This is a genomic window from Flavobacterium sp. FlaQc-49 (genome assembly GCF_044005985.1).
Lineage (GTDB): Bacteria > Bacteroidota > Bacteroidia > Flavobacteriales > Flavobacteriaceae > Flavobacterium > Flavobacterium cupriresistens.
Genome location: NZ_JBIPCS010000004.1, coordinates 278897 through 298254, shown reverse-complemented (window position 1 = coordinate 298254; position 19358 = coordinate 278897). Strand labels below are relative to the sequence as shown.

General features: G+C 35.6%; 20 protein-coding genes. 16 read left to right on the top strand and 4 right to left on the bottom strand.

The window, feature by feature from the left end; translation table 11 throughout:
• Positions 1–54: 54 nt before the first annotated feature.
• Positions 55–312, top strand: coding sequence for a hypothetical protein (locus ACHRV3_RS10900; RefSeq protein WP_047773996.1), 258 nt, complete (start codon positions 55–57; stop codon positions 310–312).
• 233 nt (positions 313–545) lie between these two features.
• Here the strand turns inward: ACHRV3_RS10900 and ACHRV3_RS10895 are convergent, their stop codons facing one another.
• Together ACHRV3_RS10895 and ACHRV3_RS10890 are read right to left on the bottom strand one after the other, a co-directional pair.
• A complete protein-coding gene (locus ACHRV3_RS10895) occupies positions 546–764 on the bottom strand; it encodes a DUF4287 domain-containing protein (RefSeq protein ID WP_047773998.1) in 219 nt (72 codons plus the stop codon).
• Between the two features lie 3 nt (positions 765–767).
• Positions 768–1310: an SRPBCC family protein gene (locus ACHRV3_RS10890; RefSeq protein WP_395434640.1), complete on the bottom strand. Its 543-nt coding sequence runs from the start codon at positions 1308–1310 to the stop codon at positions 768–770.
• 293 nt (positions 1311–1603) lie between these two features.
• On the opposite strand from ACHRV3_RS10890, the gene ACHRV3_RS10885 reads away from it, so the two are divergent.
• The 5 genes from ACHRV3_RS10885 to ACHRV3_RS10865 all read left to right on the top strand — a co-directional run bounded on the left by ACHRV3_RS10885 (position 1604) and on the right by ACHRV3_RS10865 (position 4960).
• The gene (locus ACHRV3_RS10885; RefSeq protein WP_395434639.1) at positions 1604–2506 is read left to right on the top strand and encodes a helix-turn-helix domain-containing protein; all 903 of its coding nucleotides are present in this window, start codon (positions 1604–1606) and stop codon (positions 2504–2506) included.
• A gap of 230 nt (positions 2507–2736) precedes the next feature.
• A complete protein-coding gene (locus tag ACHRV3_RS10880; RefSeq protein WP_395434638.1) occupies positions 2737–3120 on the top strand; it encodes a VOC family protein in 384 nt (127 codons plus the stop codon).
• Positions 3121–3212: 92 nt separating this feature from the next.
• Positions 3213–3590, top strand: coding sequence for a VOC family protein (locus ACHRV3_RS10875; protein WP_395434637.1), 378 nt, complete (start codon positions 3213–3215; stop codon positions 3588–3590).
• Between the two features lie 30 nt (positions 3591–3620).
• Positions 3621–3971: a DUF2200 domain-containing protein gene (locus ACHRV3_RS10870; protein WP_395434636.1), complete on the top strand. Its 351-nt coding sequence runs from the start codon at positions 3621–3623 to the stop codon at positions 3969–3971.
• Between the two features lie 773 nt (positions 3972–4744).
• Positions 4745–4960, top strand: coding sequence for a hypothetical protein (locus ACHRV3_RS10865; RefSeq protein WP_319624884.1), 216 nt, complete (start codon positions 4745–4747; stop codon positions 4958–4960).
• A gap of 57 nt (positions 4961–5017) precedes the next feature.
• On the opposite strand, the gene ACHRV3_RS10860 is transcribed toward ACHRV3_RS10865, so the two are convergent.
• Positions 5018–6211, bottom strand: coding sequence for a hypothetical protein (locus ACHRV3_RS10860; protein ID WP_395434635.1), 1194 nt, complete (start codon positions 6209–6211; stop codon positions 5018–5020).
• A 327-nt stretch (positions 6212–6538) separates the two neighbouring features.
• Between ACHRV3_RS10860 and ACHRV3_RS10855 the strand changes: the two genes are divergently transcribed.
• From ACHRV3_RS10855 to metQ, 4 genes are all read left to right on the top strand, one after another.
• On the top strand, positions 6539–7102 hold the full coding sequence (locus ACHRV3_RS10855; protein ID WP_395434634.1) for a DUF6642 family protein: 564 nt from the start codon (positions 6539–6541) through the stop codon (positions 7100–7102).
• 284 nt (positions 7103–7386) lie between these two features.
• Positions 7387–8418 carry a methionine ABC transporter ATP-binding protein MetN gene (gene metN / locus ACHRV3_RS10850; protein ID WP_395434633.1) on the top strand — a complete coding sequence of 344 codons (1032 nt, stop codon included), beginning with the start codon at positions 7387–7389 and terminating at the stop codon, positions 8416–8418.
• Positions 8411–9064: a methionine ABC transporter permease MetI gene (metI, locus tag ACHRV3_RS10845; RefSeq protein ID WP_395434632.1), complete on the top strand. Its 654-nt coding sequence runs from the start codon at positions 8411–8413 to the stop codon at positions 9062–9064. Before metN ends, metI begins: the two co-directional genes overlap by 8 nt.
• Before the next feature lie 28 nt (positions 9065–9092).
• Entirely contained in the window at positions 9093–9911 is an 819-nt protein-coding gene (gene metQ / locus ACHRV3_RS10840; protein WP_395434631.1) for a methionine ABC transporter substrate-binding lipoprotein MetQ, read from the top strand.
• A 317-nt stretch (positions 9912–10228) separates the two neighbouring features.
• Here metQ and ACHRV3_RS10835 read toward each other — a convergent pair whose 3' ends face one another.
• Complete coding sequence (locus ACHRV3_RS10835; RefSeq protein WP_047774022.1) at positions 10229–11404, bottom strand: MFS transporter; 1176 nt, start codon at positions 11402–11404, stop codon at positions 10229–10231.
• A gap of 103 nt (positions 11405–11507) precedes the next feature.
• Between ACHRV3_RS10835 and ACHRV3_RS10830 the strand changes: the two genes are divergently transcribed.
• From ACHRV3_RS10830 to ACHRV3_RS10805, 6 genes are all read left to right on the top strand, one after another.
• The gene (locus ACHRV3_RS10830; protein ID WP_047774024.1) at positions 11508–12341 is read left to right on the top strand and encodes an AraC family transcriptional regulator; all 834 of its coding nucleotides are present in this window, start codon (positions 11508–11510) and stop codon (positions 12339–12341) included.
• A 69-nt stretch (positions 12342–12410) separates the two neighbouring features.
• Complete coding sequence (locus tag ACHRV3_RS10825) at positions 12411–12797, top strand: hypothetical protein (protein WP_395434630.1); 387 nt, start codon at positions 12411–12413, stop codon at positions 12795–12797.
• A 272-nt stretch (positions 12798–13069) separates the two neighbouring features.
• The gene (locus ACHRV3_RS10820) at positions 13070–13600 is read left to right on the top strand and encodes a DUF3347 domain-containing protein (RefSeq protein ID WP_395434629.1); all 531 of its coding nucleotides are present in this window, start codon (positions 13070–13072) and stop codon (positions 13598–13600) included.
• Positions 13601–13602: 2 nt separating this feature from the next.
• Positions 13603–14163 carry a helix-turn-helix domain-containing protein gene (locus ACHRV3_RS10815; protein WP_395434628.1) on the top strand — a complete coding sequence of 187 codons (561 nt, stop codon included), beginning with the start codon at positions 13603–13605 and terminating at the stop codon, positions 14161–14163.
• Positions 14164–14496: 333 nt separating this feature from the next.
• The gene (locus ACHRV3_RS10810) at positions 14497–17031 is read left to right on the top strand and encodes a heavy metal translocating P-type ATPase (protein WP_395434627.1); all 2535 of its coding nucleotides are present in this window, start codon (positions 14497–14499) and stop codon (positions 17029–17031) included.
• Positions 17032–17037: 6 nt separating this feature from the next.
• Positions 17038–19272, top strand: coding sequence for a multicopper oxidase domain-containing protein (locus ACHRV3_RS10805; protein WP_395434626.1), 2235 nt, complete (start codon positions 17038–17040; stop codon positions 19270–19272).
• The last annotated feature ends 86 nt before the right edge of the window (positions 19273–19358 follow it).

Genomic DNA, 19358 nt, shown 5'->3' with positions numbered 1-19358 from the left:
GGGACAATAACTCCCTTGAAAACAACATTTTGCAAACTAAGTAATTTACAAACAATGGATATAGTAAAATTTAAAATCACATCAAAAACGATAAAAGTAGAAGTACGCAATTCGAACAATTATGTTTTTAATTTTAATACTGCTCTAGATATTGCAAAAGAAGACAAAGATGTTTTATTAAAATTGTACAATGCATTAGATATTCTTTTTAAGAAAGAAAATGCTAATGAAACGAAAAATTACGTCTCACCCAACCAAACCAATATACTGGATCAGATTTCTGATGTTGATAATTTAGAACAGGAAAAATAATTCAATTATCGATGTATTTTTTTGCAATCTTATCATTTTAAATGAGATATACCCATAAAGCAAAAAAACCTTGTATCAAATCTAATTTTATAAAGAGAATTAAATACTAGAAAAAACAAAGCTGGCAGGTTTCAAAAACCTGTCAGCTTTGTTTTAAAAGTAATAAAACAATCGGGGCTAATGGCCCGAAACTGCATTAACAATAAGTACTGAGAACCATAGTATCATTACCATCATTCTCGTTTCCCGTTAATATAAGCATACATGGCGGTGGCATGTCCGTGTCCGAGATCATAATCGGCTTTTAACCAATTGATGATATTAGTGGCTTTGATAGTTGGCCCCATCGCTCCATTTACCGTATAGCCTTTTTCTTCGGCAAGAAGTTGAAAATCCTGAGGTGTTTTACCTGTTTTTTCTTCGATGTTTTTTAGATAGGTTGCAAATGACATAGTTTATAGTTTTTCAGTGTTCGTTTTTATATTTCTCATGGTACTCTCGATATCGGCACCAATGATTTTATCCATGTTTACAAATAATAAAATAATATTCATTGGCCAGTCCTTCCCTCCTTGGTACTTCCACACCAAATTTGTTTGATTCTCGTTGACCGCATTAACGAACAAAGTTCCGTCGGCAGTAAAAACATAAGGTGCCATAAATCTGATTTTAAAATCTATTTGCTTGTTTTTAATAAGTCGGACATTTTCAAACTCGCCCTTTCCACATTTTTCATGCTCACTTTCAAAAGAGAGAATCGCTCCCTCCTGTCCGTCTGCATTTCCTTTTAATTCAATTTTAGTATTCGGATCATACTTCAGCCATTGATTAAACTCCCTATGATGATTAAGAAACCTCAGATACTCGTATACATTTTCAGCAGGTTTATTAATCGTAATCTCCCTTGTGATGACATACTTTTTTGGGGCAAAAGCGGCAATTATACATAGTACAGCTATTAGAATAACTAGTACTACCAGAATTTTTAATAGAAACATTTTCATTTGTTTTAAGTTTTTTTATAGCATGATTAATAATCATTCCCTGACAAGGATCAAAGGTACCTGATCTTTAAAGCTTTAAATGGTTCAAAAAAGGACAATAATGGTCAATTCTGGCATTTTCAATTTATTCTTACAAAGGAGCGTTTGAATATTGCACAATTCGATTTGATTTTCGATATTAGACTTTACGTTAGCGCGTCCTAAGTCGTTAGCCTGCAATACGTCCAAATACATTTAGTAAATTAGTTATAATCCTTTATTCTGTTAGACTAACACCTTAAACCAATATGCCTGAAGAAAAAGAAAACATTCCCTTTTACGATAGTATCAATTCTTTTTTAGAATCAACCGGTGTTGAACACCGTACCTCGAATCCTCTGTTTTATTGTATGAGATTGGCAGAACACAAAGGAGATATTTACCGATCTCCATTTCGCAGAGGTTTCTATTTTGTCGCACTTTTAATTTCTAATGGAAACACGCAGGTGGGTTACAATAATATTGAAGAGAATATAAAGGAATCCTTTTTAGTCTTTCAGTCTCCAAGGCAGGTTTATAGTTTTTTCAGAGACAAGAATACTGAAGGCTATTTAATCTACTTTAAAGAGGATAGTTTTCATTTTTTTAAACCCGATTTCGTACAGGAATTCCCTTTCTTTGATACGTTAAATACCAATTTATTTCAACTCACTCAAAGTCATTACACAAACATAGCACCCCGTTTCGAAGAGGTATTTCTGGCCTATGAAGCCTCTCAATCTATTTACAACATAGCTGTACATAAGTTCTTCGCATTGCTTTATCAGTTAAAAGAATTTGAGATTATTGAGCAACAAAAAGTGGTAAAACTGCCCAACGCACAACAAGTACTCACCAAAAAGTTTATACAATTGATAAACCTGCATTATCTCACTAAAAGAACAGTAGAAGAATATGCAGATCTTCTCACGGTGAGCGTCAGCCACCTGTCTAAATCTGTAAAAACCATAACCGGTTTAACTGTGCTTACGCTGATCAATGACAGAATTATCAAAGAGGCCAAACTGATGATCAAACACACCGACCTCAACATCGCAGAGATTGCGTTCCAACTTAACTTTTCTGACACTTCTAATTTTGGAAAATTCTTCAGAAAACAAACCGGAATGAGTCCGCTTAGCTTCAGGAGCAATGAGAAAGAACAGGTTTGACTGACCTCCTGTCTTTCTTATCAAGTCGTAAAATAATCCCGACGATTTCTTTAAATAAAAAAACGGCAGCAATTCAAAATCAAAATTTATCTAAATAGTATTATCTTTAGTTTTACTTATTCGGCATCAAAGCGATAAGCAATTTTCACGTAGATTTAACGGATTCTTTCTTTATATATTAAGGAGCTTGACTTACTAAATCTGCGTAAAACCATTTAAACAAAACCACTATGACCAAAACAAATCCTGTAATCTATTTTGAAATTCCCGTGAACGATCTGAATCGGGCCGAAAATTTCTATAAAACTGTATTTGGTTTTAGTTTTGAAAGAGAAATAATCGATCATTACGAAATGACCTTATTCCCATTTGAAGATACTCGTAGCGGAATTTCGGGAGCATTAGCAAAAGGAGATGTTTACAAACCTTCAAAAGAGGGTGTTATAATTTATTTCAGAACAGCTAATATTGACCAAACCTTACAAAAAGTACTGGCGCAAAACGGAACCATTTTGTATCCTAAAACGATAAATGAAAATTACGGATTTATCGTTGCCGAATTCCAGGACAGCGAAGGAAACAGAATCGCTATACAAGAAATAATAGAAAAGTAAAATCACCTGTGACAGTGGAAGATCATCCGATTAATTCTAAACATAAAAGCATAAAAAAAGCTATTTTAGCTTAGCTATAAAAAACAACAAAAATGAAAAAAGTAACCGGTATTGGGGGCATATTTTTTAAATGCAATGATCCTGACAAAATGAAAGAATGGTATAAAACACACCTTGGTTTGGACACAAACGAATATGGAGCCACTTTTGAATGGAAAGAAGCTTCCGACTCCACCAAAAATGGTTCTACCCAATGGAGTCCGTTTCCCGAAACCACAAAGTATTTTGAGCCTTCCGCAAAAGACTTTATGATCAATTACAGAGTCGCCGATTTGGAGGCATTAGTCGAAGAATTAAAAAAAGAAGGCGTGACTATTGTTGACATCATAGAAACATACGAATACGGAAAATTTGTTCATATTATTGATATGGAAGGCAACAAAATTCAGCTTTGGGAGCCATACGATTAAGCAGTATAGAAAAACCGGAAATTAAAACCCATGGAAAAACATAGAATATTCACCACCTCCTTTGCAAGCGTCTATCCGCATTACATCAATAAAGTGGAGAGAAAAGGCCGCACTAAGGAGGAAGTAGATACTATAATTTACTGGCTAACCGGATATAGCCCTGAAGAATTACAACAATTAATAGACAACAAAACTGATTTTGAAACCTTTTTCGCAGAAGCGCCACAAATGAATGCAAACGTTTCAAAAATCACAGGGGTAATCTGTGGTTATCGTGTAGAAGAAATTGAAAATAAACTCATGCAAAAGATTCGCTATCTGGATAAAATGGTCGATGAACTGGCAAAGGGAAAAGCGATGGAGAAGATTTTAAGAAGCTAAACTAAATCAAAATAACTCATTTCAATCCAATAATAAATGAATCTGTTCTCGAAGCAAATCGAAAAAATACAATCTAAACCCAAAACTATTTTTCTCCTAGATGGTTTGGGAGCTCTTTTGACCGCTGCTCTATTATTGTTTGTTCTTAGTCCTTTTGACATTTATTTTGGTATGCCAAAAGCGATTCTAACTGCGCTGTCGTTAACAGCATTTCTTTTTGCGTTCTATTCCTTCTTTTCCTTTACAATATCCAAACCCAATATTCGAAAATTATTAAAACCAATTATTCTGGCCAATTCCATCTACTGTCTTACAACACTTGGACTGGTATTCTTTTTTCTGGATCGGCTTACTACTTTAGGAATAAGCTACTTTATTGGTGAAATTTTAATAATCTTTGGATTGATTTACATAGAAGTAAAAATTCTAAAAACAAAGCAACAACTGTAAACCACTGATTATCTTTACCTATAACCTATACAAACTTCTTTTCGATAAAGTATTCTTTTTCTCTAAAAACAGGTATTTATACGTGTTTTTTTATTTACAATAAAAACGATTTTTGTAATCAGATGTAAAAAACTGCTGCCGATAAAAAAACAAAAAGCAGAATATCACAACAAAACATTGCAAAAGTTAGATTAATAAAAAATAATACAATGAAAAATCTTTGGTGTTGGCGTTGCAAAAAAGAAGTCCCGATGTTGAATGAAGAAGAACATCTTATAGCAACAAAACTGTATCGTCACGGTTTTCAAACCGGCAAGTGTACTATGACAAGACAGGAACGCTTTAAAGGACTACTCGATTATTACAAAGAACTTTCCGGTTATGAAGAAAAGGACCCCAATGTCATCATGCATCACAGAATTGTATTATATGGTTCTCCCTGCGAAAATTGCAACAAACCCTATCGAACTTCAAAAGCTGCCTTCTGTGCCGCCTGCGGACATAAAAAGCCTGTGCAGAAGTTAGTGGTTAGTCTTTAGTCTCGTTGTGCAGTCTCAGTCTACAGTCTAGGTTTACAATTTACAAACCACATTTTACTATTTACCATTAATAAAATCACTTTCAATCTTATTCAAAAGTATCGTGTTTGTGCTCGCAATTGTTGCTACAGGTAAACTTTGATAAATGGGTTTCGAAAGATTAATTAAACCATCATTATTTACTTTATCAACTGCTGTTTCTTTAAAAACATAGATGGAATTTTCAAAAACTACCGGATGCATTTTATTGTCATAGGTGATTAATGCTTCCGCGCTGGCTTCAAAAGATTTTAATGCCAGTACTTCATTTTCTATTTTATGAAAAGTCAACCTCCACGATGCTGTTTTGTTTTCTGTTATAGATTCCTTTTTACTCTCTTTTACAATTCCCTTAGTTAAATTGTTTTGGTATTCGACCGTGTTTCTAAATTCTAAAACGGCCTTAGATTTTTTATCAAAAATAACTTTACCTCTTACTCTTTTAGAAACTTCTTTAGTCGTTTCCCAATCCGACTCAAAAGATACTATAATCTGATCTGAAGGAGATTCTTCGACTACCCCAATTACGTCTTTATTAAACTTAACGAAATTCGAAAGACAGGAATTCAAATAAATTGCACTAATTAAAGAACCAGGATTTATATAACCACTGTTATTCTCATTGACACGCGGAACATCTGTAAAAATATCCAGCGGAATATTTTTATTATAATCAATCGCGCCCAATCGCAGTTTTATTTTACTCCTCTTTTGAAATTCATACGTTTTGTCCCACCAATTGATCTTGCTCAGAATTAATCTTTTTAGTTGATTATCTACCGATACCGTTTCTTTAAAACTGCACTCTTTTTCAAATGGAGTATGAACGTAAAAACGAGCATAATTATCTAAAACATATTGTATTGCTTTATTTAAATTAAAAGATTTTATAACGATCTCGTCAAGCTGAACTGCTTGGGCAATCATAAAAATAGTATCTGATTGAGTCTCCCATCCTTTTTCTAAAATAACATCATCAAAACCTAATTTTGAGATCTTAAAAGCACCATTTTTCAATACAATAGCCGCTTTACCTTCTGAATTTGTAAATGTTCCTTCGTTTTCTTCTACAGAAAAAATAGCGGCATTATCTATAGGAAAACCCGTTGTTTTGTCGACAACAACCAGTGTCCTATTTTGCGAAAGTCCAATTTGAAATACAAGACACAATACAATTACAATTTGTTCCTTCGTCCATTTAAAAATTCTCATAAGTGGTTTTTTATTTAGTTAGTTTGGTATAGTTTTTTGATAGTCATCTAAAGCGCTCCTCGACTAACACAAATTTTATTCCAAAAAACCTGGTGTCTTTTTTTTTTAGTTTGCAGTTACAGTCGCAGTCGCAGTTTTCAGTCACAGTCTCATCTCAAATCCGAACTCGCAAACTGAGACTGAGACTGAGACTTAGAGCTAAATATTAAAAAAAAATCGTTAAAATCCCCTTTCGTCTACTACTTTTTATACAATAAAAAATATATTTGTCAGGAAGAACAAAGGCGACCACTTTGTTACTTATAGAAACCCGGAAAATATAATGGTATGGATTATGAAAAATTTATTTTCTGTCTGGAAGGCGTTCCCGATGTAGAAACCATTGGCGCAACTGAGGTTGTCAAAAATTTAGAAGAAATTGCAATTAACCAAGGTATAGCCAGTATCTACAGAACCTGCGACACCATTGAAGGATTAGAAGAAAGCCTGAACATATTACTTTATGAAGATCATAATTTTAAAGATTATGAAATCATATATTTAGTGATGCCCGGAGAGCCCAACAATATTTGCCTACACGATTATTACTATAGTCTGGAAGAAATAGCCGAACTCTTTGAAGGAAAAATGAAAGGGAAAGTAATTCACTTCGCCAACAGAAAAATCTTAGACTTAACCGCCGAGGAAGCCCAATACTTTCTGGATATAACCGGAGCACGTGCTATTTCGGGTTATGGATCTTCTTACAACAAAATTGCCAGTTACAGCACTATCGACAAGGCCTTTTTTAGCTTGTATCAGGACAATGATGACCTTACCGAAGTAGTTGAAGAGTTGTATCAGAAACATTACAATCTTTGTAAACTACTTGATTTTAGATTGTATTATTAGTTTATTACTATGAAGTTGTGAAATGCAAAATGCAAACTGAGACCGAGACTGTGACTGAGACCGAGACCGAGAACTAAAAAAATAAAACATTCCTAAAATCACCCCTCTAATTCAAAGCATTATTAAACAATAAGCAGCTTTTAAATGCAATAATTAACATCTAATTAATATTCTACTTAGCCGATAGATTTTGTTATAAAAAAAATGTGACTTACATTTGCAGCGAAATTTAGAGAGATTGTGTTTTTCTTTCTACTCTTCAAATCGACTAGAAATACCAGAATATGATAGAATTAAAGAATATTACTAAAAAGTTTTATAAAACAGGAAGAGAAATTATTGCTCTTCAGGATGTATCACTTCACGTACCTCCGGGTAAAGTTTTTGGAGTTATCGGTACCTCCGGAGCAGGAAAAAGCACCCTGATCCGTTGTATCAACTTACTGGAAAAACCAACTTCAGGAGACGTAATTGTAGACGGAAAATCATTATTACAATTAAGTAATTCTCAGTTGGCGCAGGAAAGAAGACAAATCGGAATGATTTTTCAGCATTTTAATCTTTTATCCTCCCGTACCGTTTTTGAGAATGTGGCTTTTCCATTAGAATTAGCCGGAGCTTCCAAAAATACCATCAAAGAACGTGTACTGGAATTATTAGACCTTGTTGGACTGGCGGAAAAAATCAATGATTATCCGGCGAGTCTATCGGGCGGGCAAAAACAACGTGTAGCCATTGCAAGAACTTTAGCCAATAATCCCAAAGTCCTTTTATGTGATGAGGCAACAAGCGCATTGGACCCTGGAACGACGAGATCGATTTTAAATTTATTAAAAGACATCAATAAACGTCTGAACATTACCATTTTACTAATCACCCATCAAATGGAAGTTGTAAAAGCAATTTGTGATGAGGTTGCCGTAATCAGTAATGGAAAATTAATTGAACAAGGTACTGTGGGCGAGATATTTGCCAATCCAAAAAACGAATTGACACGCGAGTTTATAGCTTCCTCTTTGCATATTGAAATTCCCGAACTGTATCAGGACCGTTTACAATCGGTTTACAAAGAGGGCTTATTTCCTTTATTGCGATTGGAGCTCAATGGAAAATCGGTAAACGAACCCATACTAACTCAGGCTGCCATTCAGTTTGGTGTGAATGCCAATATTATTACCGCACAAACCGCTTATGCCGGCGAAACCAATTTCGGAATTCTTATCGTTGAATTATCTGGTAATGAAACTCAGCAAAAAGAAGCCATTCAATTTTTTAATGACAAACACGTAAAAACAGAACTATTAGGCTATGTCTGAATCTATTATAACACTACTATTACAAGGTACATTAGAAACTATTGTAATGACATTTTTAGCCGGATTCTTCGGTTTTTTATTGGGTCTTCCTTCGGGAATATTACTCTTTCTAACCCGAAAAGGTCAGATTTTAGAACACGTTATATTCAACCGAATTCTTTCGATACTCGTAAACATCTTCCGATCGATTCCGTTTATTATTTTAATCGTTTGGATGATTCCTTTTACAAGAGCTTTGGTTGGAACTTCAATTGGAGTTAGTGCTGCCTTAGTTCCTTTAAGTATTGGAGCTGCTCCCTTTATTGCAAGATTGGTCGAAAACAGTTTACTGAGCCTGCCTTCAGGATTAATCGAAGCGGCAAGAGCTTTAGGCGCCACACCATTACAAATTGTATATAAAGTGTTACTACCGGAAGCACTTCCGTCTCTTATCAATGCTGCCTCCATTACCCTGATCACCCTTGTTGGCTATTCTGCAATGGGCGGAGCCGTTGGTGCAGGCGGACTAGGACAAATTGGTTACCAATATGGTTATATCGGTTATGATGCAACCATTATGAATACTGTTTTAGTTTTGCTAGTGGCCCTTGTATTTATCATACAATTTACCGGAGACAGACTTTCAAAATATTTCGACCACAGATAAACTCCTTTTTAATTTAAAAAATAAAAATATGAATACCAGAAATAAACTTTCAATACTTACAGGAATTCTACTCTTAGCTTTAACGCTTTCTAACTGTGGAAAAGAAAAGAAAAACGACCCTAATCACATAAAAATCGGTGTTGCTACAGGGCCGGAATTTGCTGTTGCTCAAGCCGCTCAAAAAGTAGCTAAAGACAAATACGGTTTAGAAGTTGAACTCATTTCTTTTAATGATTATGTGGTACCAAACGAAGCTTTAAATCAAGGCGACATTGACGCCAATGCTTTTCAGCACAAACCTTATCTTGATGCACAAGCAAAACAAAGAGGATACAAATTGGCAATAATCGGTAAAACTTTTATTTATCCAATCGCCGCTTATTCCAGAAAAATAAAAACACTTGCTGAATTAAAACCGGGAAGTACAATCGTAATTCCAAATGATCCGACAAATGGTGGGCGTTCGTTATTACTACTTCAAAAAAATGGGCTTATAAAATTGAAAGATAATGTTGGTCTTTTGCCAAAAGTAATTGACATTGCTGAAAATCCAAAGAACTTAAAAATCTTAGAATTAGAAGCACCACAAATTCCAAGAACCTTAGACGATCAAAATGTAACGATTGCTATTATCAATAACACATTCTCCTCACAAGCCGGACTTGTTCCATCAAGAGATGCTTTGTTTGTGGAAGATAAAGATTCACCGTATGTAAATCTGGTCGTTTCGAGAGAAGACAATAAAAATGATCCAAAAGTTCTTAAATTCTTAAAAGCATTCCAATCGGTTGAGGTTGAAAAAGCGGCCGAAAAAGAATTTAAAGGCGGAGCTGTAAAAGGCTGGTAAAAATCATTTTTTTTCGAATACAAAAAAGGCTGACGAGTATATTGTCAGCCTTTTTTTATGAATAAGATTCTACATCAAAGCAAGCAATTTGTTTTTTTTTAAATAGTGCCTCGAATTATTTTTTTGCCACAGATTAAAAAGATTCTCACAGATTTTTTTAATCATTTTAATCCTTTAATCTGTGCCTTTTTTTCGTATGCCAGGTTAGCAACTCTTTGCCAAAGTTCAAAACGCACTTTCTTGAAATCTGTACCATTTTCTCGGAACAAAGACAAACATTTTTATTCGTTCCTCAATTTATGTTTTTCTTTAAAAAATTACGCTACTTTAACTTCCTGTACTTCCACAGCGGTACTTCTTCTCTGAATAAGAACAAAAGTGATAAGCATTCCAACAACAGACATTCCAACCCCGATAAGATTGGGTGAAGCATAACTGTAACCCGCAGCCAGAGGCAATCCACCAAGGAAAGCACCCAATGCATTTCCGATGTTAAAACTTCCCTGTAAAGAAGCCGAAGCAATCATTTCTGCATCTTTCGCAGTACGAATCATCAACATCTGAATAGGTGCAATAACAGAGAAAGAAATTGCTCCTGTTAAGAAAGTAAAGAATAAAGAAGCATATTGATTGAAAGAGAAAAAGTAAACCAAAATCAAATCGACCGACATTACAAACAATAACGCTAAGGTAGTCGGTGCCGGTGAAAATTTATCGGCCAATTTACCGCCTAAGAAATTCCCAACAACCATTCCCAAACCTGCCAGAATCAAAATATAAGAAACATCTTCTGCTGCAAATTTAGATACGTTGGTCAATAAAGGTGCGATATAACTAATCCAGGCAAACAATCCGCCAAAACCAACTGCCGTAATTCCGATTATTAACCAGGCATCGATCTGTTGGAAAAATTTTAATTGTGTTCTCATATTTACATTTTGATTTTTCTCGAGATTTGGCATCCATAAATAGAGAAACAAAAAAGTAAGCAAACCGACAATTGCAATAAGTATAAAAGTATGACGCCAGATAAAATGGTGTCCAATATAAGTTCCAATTGGCACTCCGATCAGATTAGCCAATGTCAGACCTGAAAACATAATGGCAATCGCCTGAGCTTCTTTGCCTTTATCCGCCAAACGACTTGCTACTACCGCTCCTACTCCAAAGAAAGCACCATGGGGCAATCCGGATAAAAATCTAGAAGCGAATAAAAATTCGTAATCCGGTGCAATGATCGAAAGAGCGTTAAAAACGGTCAGCATCACAGCTAAAATTAAAAGCATTTTCTTGGGAGCATAATTTCTTCCAAGGATTACTAATAAGGGTGCTCCAATAACAACTCCAAGTGCGTAAGCCGAAATCAAATATCCGGCCACAGGAATGGAAACATTCATATCTGAAGCAATATCAGGCAACAACCCCATCATTACAAACTCTGTAATACCGATCGTTAAACCACCTAATGACAGCGCAATAAGACTTTTTTTCATTTTGTTTTTACAAGAAAGGAATAGATTTTCTATACTGCAAATTTAAAGCCGTTACTGATAAAAATAATTGTATATTTACGACATAAACTTGTATATATACGCTATGCCAAGATTAAATCAATTCAAAACACTTGTAATAGATGAATTTGAAGATGAAAAATTTCATCTGCCACCCCACTCTCATAGCTATTATGAAATCATTTTTATCAAAAAAGGAAGTGGCATTCATCATTTAAACAACAATTTATTACCGTATAAATCAGGTGACTTATTTGTTATTTCGCCCGATGACGAACATTATTTTGATATTAAAAAAAGTACTCGGTTTTTTTATATCAAGTTTACCGATCATTATTTCAATTCGAAACAAAACCTGACCTGCGATGAATTCTTAATCCATACTCCGGAAAGTTTCATGCGTGATAAAACATTAAAAGAAATAGTTCTGAAATTAGATGATCCGTGTAAAACAATACTGCGAAATACAATCGAAAACATTGCCGCTTACAACTGCGAAACCGATGTGTCCAATTCACCAATTGTATTTTATCAAATCCTTTCGATCTTTGGTTTGATAAAAGAAACCCTACGCGGGATGAATCTGGTTGTTAAAGGAAATGCCATCGACAACGAGCAAATCACTTCTTATATTCATCAAAATATTTATCAGCCAAAATTGGTTCAGATCAAAGTAATTGCGGCTCATTTTAATATCGCGCAAACCTATTTTAGTTCTTATTTCAAAAGAACTTTTTCCATTAGCTATCGGGATTACATTCACAATTTACGAACCACTTTGATCGAAAAACGTTTTCAAAACAATCAACTGTCAATCAAACAAGTCGCTCATGAATTTGGATTTACTGATGAAAGTCATTTGTCACATTATTTCAGAAAAAGAAAAAACATGAACCCAACAAATTATAAAAGACTTTAGTTATTGAAATCCTAAAAGAATCCTCCAATAACTATTTTTGCCTAAATTTGTATTGCAAATAAGATTTTCTTGAGTAAAAAAACCTGCATATTATTCCTTTTCCTGACCATTGGATTCTTCCTGATTCCAAGTCATGGTTTTGCATGTGGAAATAAAACAGAAAAAAATACTCCAAAAAAAGAAATTTCTTCAGATAAAAAAGAAAAAGACAACTGCACAAAAGACTGCTGCAAAAACACCAATCCCGCAGAAAAAGAGCAACACGATTGTGACGGTAAATGCAGTCACACCAATTGTACAACCTCATCCTTACAATTCAGCATCCCTGCTTCGAATGATTTTGAACTTCAAACCAGTAGTTTCAATTTTTCAACAAAAAAAACGATCTCCTATTACAACGAAGCCAACATTTCTGATGGTTTCACCTCTATTTGGTTACCTCCTAAGATAAAGTAATTGTATTCGTGACAGCCATAAGTGGGTTTTGTCGGTGAAAAGCAGTCTCGGTTTATAGTCTCGGTCACAGTCTCAGTCTCAGTCTCAGTCTCAACCTGAAACTTGAAACTTGAAACTTGAAACAAAAAACTTTGCGTCTTTGCGAGCAAAAAACAACACCCCTTGCCTAAAATCTTGCGAACTTTGCAGTTAAACTTTCGCACAACCCCACAAATTCTCAAAGAAAAAAACTAATTTAAAGGAATTAAAATCCTTATTAAAAATATATCAAAATGAAAAACACAATAAAAGCTGTTTTAGCAGCAATCACAATAGCCTTGTCTGTAAACACCATAACAGCGACAGAAGCAAAAACTCAAATATTGACAACAGACGTTCAGGACTCCAATTCACTTCAAGCTGTTTTTGACAATTATTTTGCTTTGAAAGATGCCCTTATCAAAAGTGATGCAAAAACATCTTCAGCGAAAGCAACCACTTTATTAGCTTCAATTGGCGCTGTAAAAATGGACAAACTAAAAAACAACGAGCACAATGTCTGGATGAAAGTCATGAAAAAAATGACCTCTGATGCTAAAGCAATTTCATCTAATCAGGATCTTAAAAAACAACGTGAGACTTTCAAATCGTTGTCTAAAAACACTTACGAACTGATCAAAGCATCCGGTGCATCTCAGCCTGTTTATTACCAATATTGCCCTATGGCAGACGCCAATTGGTTGAGCAAAGAAAAAGCCGTTAAGAATCCATACTACGGTTCATCGATGCTGACTTGCGGAAATGTGGTAGAAACGATCAAATAAAGATGAAGCTCTATATCAAAAACATGGTATGCAGCAGATGTAAAATGGTTGTGAAGTCTGAGTTTGAAAAACTCGGGCTTCCAACTATTTCTGTAGAATTAGGTGAAGTTGAATTAAAAGACACGATCACAGAAAATCAAAAAGAAGCTTTACTCCATAAGCTAAACGCCTTAGGTTTTGATTTGATTGATGACAAAAAAAGCAAAACGATCGAAAAGATCAAAACCCTTATTATCGATCTGGTCCATCATAAAAACAATGAACTCAAAATCAACCTATCCGATTATCTGGTCGAAAACCTCAACCAGGATTACAGTACGCTCAGTAATTTATTCTCGGAAATAGAAAACACCACTATCGAAAAGTATTTCATCAGCCAAAAAATAGAGAAAGTAAAAGAATTACTGATTTATAATGAACTTTCGTTAAGCGAAATCGCCGATTTACTCAATTATAGTAATGTGGCACATTTAAGCAATCAGTTTAAAAAAATTACAGGTTTTACACCTACCTATTTTAAGCAGTTGAAAGACAAGAAACGTATTCAGATTGAGAATTTGTAAGCATTAATACAACCACAAGGTTCACAAAGGTTTACGCAAAAATTCTAAACCATATAAGTAATATAAGTTCATTCAAATTAAAACTTACATTTTCTTATATTACTTATATGGTTTAAAAATATCATGTTTATTTATTTTGAGCGCACAAAATTATCCAGACTAAGCATTGCGAACCTTTGCGTTTTTACAAAGCCCGGCATATCAAAAAAAAAACCTTGCGCTCTTTGCGGTTAAATAAAATTTTGTAAATCTTACAAATCATACTCAAAATTATACAACAAGAAGTAATCGTTACTTCGGAAATTTGCATTGTAATATTAAAAGAACAAAGCAATGACACATCAATATATAATTTCAGGAATGTCCTGTAATGGTTGCCGCACCAAGGTTGAAAACACTTTAAACACGATTGAAGGCGTACAAGCCGTCGTGACTTTAAATCCGCAAACGGCAACGATCACAATGGACAAACACGTTGCAACAGAAAAATTTCAAGAAGTTTTAACTGCAGCCGGAAAATATACCATTGAAATGAAATCGTCGAAAGACACTGAAGAACCAACCGTTAAATCTTGCTGTTCTTCTAAAAATGGACATGACCATAAAAGTCACGAACAAAAAAAAACGACTGTTATCCCGCATAACGCTACAGGAGTCTTTTATTGTCCAATGCATTGTGAAGGAGACAAAACCTACAACAAAGCAGGAGATTGTCCGGTCTGTGGTATGGACTTAGTACCACAGATTGCCATCACCCATACGCAGTTTACCTGCCCGATGCATCCGGAAATTATTTCGGATGAACCCGGTGACTGTCCTATTTGTGGAATGGATTTGGTTCCGATACAAGCTTCAGAAAATGATGAAAACAAAACCTATTTAGATTTACTGAAAAAAATGAAGATTGCCGTATTATTTACGCTACCCCTCTTTATTATTTCAATGTCGGAAATGATTCCGAACAATCCGCTTTACAAATTGATGTCTATTGAAAATTGGAATTGGGTTCAATTCCTTTTTTCTATTCCGGTGCTTTTTTATGCCGGCTGGATGTTTTTCGTTCGCGCCTGGAAATCAATTCTAACCTGGAATCTGAACATGTTTACTCTGATCGGAATCGGAACCAGCGTTGCTTTTTTATTCAGTATTGCCGGAATGTTTTTTCCGGATATTTTTCCCGCAGAATTCAAATCACATCACGGAACGATTCATTTGTATTTTGAAGCCGCAACCGTTATTATAACTTTAGTCTTACTCGGGCAATTGTTGGAAGCAAAAGCACACGGACAAACCAACGGAGCGATCAAAGAATTATTAAAATTGGCACCAACCGAAGCCACTCTGGTAGAAAACGGAACAGATAAAGTAATCTCTATTCACAACATCAAAAAAGGAGATCTATTACGTGTAAAACCGGGAGAGAAAATTCCGGTAGACGGAAAAATCACTTCAGGTGAAAGCAATATCGACGAATCGATGATCACCGGAGAGCCAATTCCGGTGGATAAAAAAATCGGTGATGCTGTCATTTCAGGAACGATAAACGGAACCAAATCATTTGTTATGATTGCCGAAAAAGTAGGTTCAGAAACCATGCTTTCACAAATCATTCAAATGGTAAATGATGCCAGCCGTTCAAGAGCACCAATTCAGAAATTAGCCGATAAAGTCGCTAAATATTTTGTACCTACTGTCGTATTAATTTCGATTCTAACGTTTATCGCCTGGGCGAAATTTGGTCCGGAACCCGCTTATGTGTACGGATTAATCAATGCAATTGCCGTTTTAATTATTGCCTGTCCGTGTGCTTTAGGACTAGCCACTCCGATGTCGGTTATGGTGGGTGTGGGTAAAGGAGCTCAATTGGGTATTTTAATTAAAAATGCCGAAGCGCTGGAAAACATGAACAAAATCGATGTTCTGATTACGGATAAAACCGGAACCATTACAGAAGGAAAACCCTCAGTTGAAAAAATTTATGCTGTAGACAATGATGTTGATTCCCTATTACAAAATATCGCTTCACTAAATCAATACAGTGAACATCCTTTGGCACAAGCCGTTGTAAATTTCGCAAAAGCTAAAAATATTGTCACAGTAGAAGTTCCGGATTTTGAAACTATTGCCGGAAAAGGAGTTTTGGGAACAGTCAATGCTAAAAAAGTAGCCTTAGGAAATAAAAAACTGATGCTTCAGGTTAAGGCTTCTATTTCTGAAGCTATTGAAAACAAGATCATCGCAGAACAAAACTTAGGCAAAACGGTCTCGTATATCGCAATTGACCAAACTGTTTTGGGTTATGTAACCATTACAGACGCCATCAAAGAAAACAGTGCCAAAGCAATCAAAGCCTTAATTGATCAGGGTGTTGAAGTGATTATGTTAACCGGTGACAATCATAATACCGCAAAAGCAGTAGCAGATCATTTGCATTTGACTTCCTTTAAAGCCGATTGTTTACCGGAAGACAAGCTAAAAGAAATTCAACGTTTGCAAGCCGAAGGAAAAATTGTGGCCATGGCGGGAGACGGAATCAACGATGCTCCGGCTTTAGCACAATCCAATATCGGAATTGCCATGGGAACCGGAACCGATGTTGCCATAGAAAGTGCCAAAATAACCTTGGTAAAAGGAGATCTTAACGGAATTGTTAAGGCCAAAAACCTCAGCCACGGTGTAATGTCAAACATCAAACAAAACTTGTTTTTTGCCTTTATATACAATGTTTTAGGGGTGCCAATTGCAGCAGGAATTTTATATCCGCTTTTTGGAATTCTGCTTTCGCCTATGTTAGCGGCCTTAGCAATGAGTCTGAGCTCCGTATCTGTAATCGTCAATGCATTGCGATTGCGAAATTTAAAACTTTAAACTCTTATGAAAGCTTACTATATTATTTTAGCCTTTTTTGTTATTGTAACTGTAAAAGCCCAAAAAGTGGTGCGCTATGATCTGTACGTACGTGATACAATCGTCAACTTTTCCGGGAAGGAAAAACACGCTTTTGCCGTAAACGGTCAGATTCCAATGCCAACACTAACTTTTACAGAAGGAGATACTGCCGAAATTTATGTGCATAACGAATTAAAAGAAAACACTTCATTGCATTGGCACGGTTTATTTTTACCCAATAAAGAAGACGGTGTTCCGTATTTAACTCAAATGCCGATTGCACCAAAAACAACGCACAAGTACAGTTTCCCAATTATACAAAACGGGACGTATTGGTACCACAGTCATTCCGGACTTCAGGAACAAGTGGGGTTGTACGGACTTTTTATCATCAATAAAAAGAAAGACGATCCAACTTTCAGAAAAGGTATTGACGATTTACCAACAGTTCCGGTTATTTTGAGTGAATGGACCGATTTGAAACCCGAGAATGTACAACGAATGCTGCACAATGCCAACGATTGGTTTGCGATAAAAAAAGGAACTACTCAAAGTTATGCCGAAGCCATCAAACAAGGCCAATTTTCGACCAAGGTGACAAATGAATGGAAACGAATGAATGCCATGGACGTAAGTGATGTGTATTATGAGAAGTTTTTAATCAATGGAAAAAATGAAGACCAACTTTCGCAATTCAAACCCGGAGAAAAAGTCAGGCTTCGAATTGCAAACGGAGGAGCCTCCAGCTATTTTTGGCTGACTTACGGAGGCGGAAAAATAACAGTCGTGGCCAGCGATGGTAACGATGTTGAACCCGTAGAAGTCGATCGTCTGATTATTGCCGTTTCTGAAACCTATGACATTGTAGTTACCATTCCCGAAGACAATAAATCCTTTGCTTTTTTGGCTACAGCCGAAGACAGAACAGGCGCAGCTTCTTTATATTTAGGTAATGGAATGAAACAACCAATCGTTCCTCTTTCAAAATTAAAATATTTTGAAGGTATGAAAATGATGAACGACATGATGAAAATGAATGGTGACATGAATGATATGGGTATGAATATGACATTGAACAAAATGGATATGAATGCCGTCATGTATCCTGAAATTACGGGCGAAGAGGAAACAGCAAAGCCAATGGACCATTCACAACATAATAGGGAAGGAATGCAAATGGCAACTGACAGCACCGAAACTGCCGATATTGTTACATTGAATTACGGAATGCTAAAATCACCGACTAAAACAACGCTTCCGAAAGACGCACCCGTAAAAGAATTACGTTTTGAATTGTCCGGAAACATGAACCGTTATGTATGGAGTCTGGACAATAAAGTAATTTCTGAAACCGACAAAATCTTAATCAAAAAAGGAGAAACCGTTCGAATTGTATTGTACAACGGATCAATGATGCGCCATCCGATGCATTTACACGGGCATGATTTTAGAATCCTGAATGAACATGGTGAATACTCTCCCCTAAAAAACGTAATTGACATCATGCCAATGGAAACCGATACAATCGAATTTCAGGCGAATGCAGATGGCGATTGGTTTTTTCACTGTCATATTTTATACCATATGATGGCAGGGATGGGACGTATTTTTAGTTATGAAAATTCAGCACCGAACCCGTTGATTAAAGACCCGAAAATGGCCTACAAGATGCTAAAAATGGACGATCGGATGTTTCATTTTATGGCAGAAAATGATTTTGCTACTAACGGAAATGATGGGGAAGCCATGTTCAGCAACACCCGCTGGAGCATTGGAACGGAATGGAGATTGGGTTACAACGATCGTCACGGTTACGAAACCGAAACCCACATTGGACGCTACATTGGTAAAAATCAAATGTTAATGCCTTTCATTGGTTTTGACTGGCGCTACAGAAAAATGGGAATGGACGAACAAGAACAAAACCTTTTCGGACAAAAAAACACAAAAGACAATCGTTCTGTTTTTAGTGCCGGTTTAGAATACACCCTACCCATGTTGGTAAAAGCGCAAGTTGAAGTGTATACGGATGGAAATGTTCGTTTCCAATTAGAACGAAAAGACATTCCGTTATCCAGACGTTTGCGAATGAATTTAATGTGGAATACAGATAAGGAATATATGGCCGGTTTAAAATACATTGCAACCAGAAACTTAGGAATCACGACGCATTATGACAGTGATATGGGTGTTGGATTTGGTGTTAATTTGAATTATTAATGCTCTTTAAACCATATAAGTTATTTTAGTTCATTTAATAAAACACTTTATGACATAATGCTTTTTGTTCCAAATTAGATCAGATG